Source organism: Ensifer adhaerens (assembly GCF_001270265.1).
In the GTDB taxonomy this organism is placed as follows: Bacteria; Pseudomonadota; Alphaproteobacteria; order Rhizobiales; family Rhizobiaceae; genus Ensifer; species Ensifer adhaerens_B.
In genome coordinates this window covers 1-738 of record NZ_LGAP01000087.1, presented here as the reverse complement: position 1 = coordinate 738, position 738 = coordinate 1, and the positions used below count along the sequence as shown (strand labels likewise).

General features: G+C 59.5%; 1 protein-coding gene. It reads left to right on the top strand.

The annotated features are described in order from the left end of the window. Positions 1 to 346, top strand: a 346-nt coding sequence (locus AC244_RS34790) for a transposase (protein ID WP_152976250.1), incomplete at its 5' end; no start/stop codon positions are given. Positions 347 to 738: the final 392 nt, after the last annotated feature.

Sequence of the window (738 nt, the reverse complement as noted above, 5' to 3'; positions counted from 1 at the left end):
TCGCTCGGCAGTCGACGATCCGGGTCGGTTCGAAAAGTCCCGCACCGTCGGTGCGTATTTTGGACTGACGCCCAAGAAATACCAGTCGGGAGAGACCGACATCGACGGCGGAGTAACCAAGGTCGGCGATGCCATGGTGCGCACTGCGCTTTATGAAGCGGCGCATATCATGCTGACGCGTGCCACGCGGTTCTCTGCCCTGAAGCGCTGGGCGCTGGACGTGGCGAAGCGGCGCGGTATGAAGCGAGCCAAGGTGGCGCTCGCCCGCAAACTCGCGACCGTCCTTCACCGCATGTGGGTTGACGTCAGCGCGTTCCGTTGGGGCAAGGATACTGTCGCCCCGTAAAGGCGAGATGAGATTACCGAAGCAGGCCGCCGACGGCGCTGCTTCTCCGAGGTCCCGTCGCTGGGACGAGGGCTTGGCAAGGTCGGGAGTAGTGCTGTGAAGGCTTCGGCAAATCACGCGTCCTAGATTGACCTGCCGGCTTAAGGATCTGATGGCATGGTGTGGCAGTCTTGGTGCTGACCACGGACAGAAGCATGATCCTGGCGGCGTGATGATCACGGAGGGACTTGACGAGCAAGGGCCCATTACAGAAGCATTACAGTTGCATATTTATCTATGATCTGAATCTATGGGTCTCCATGATTCGGAGGTCATGGATGGCAGGTGCATCAATCGAGACGACGCTTGAGCTTTGGGCATCATCGTTGCGCGACGTGAAGGCTCGCATGCGC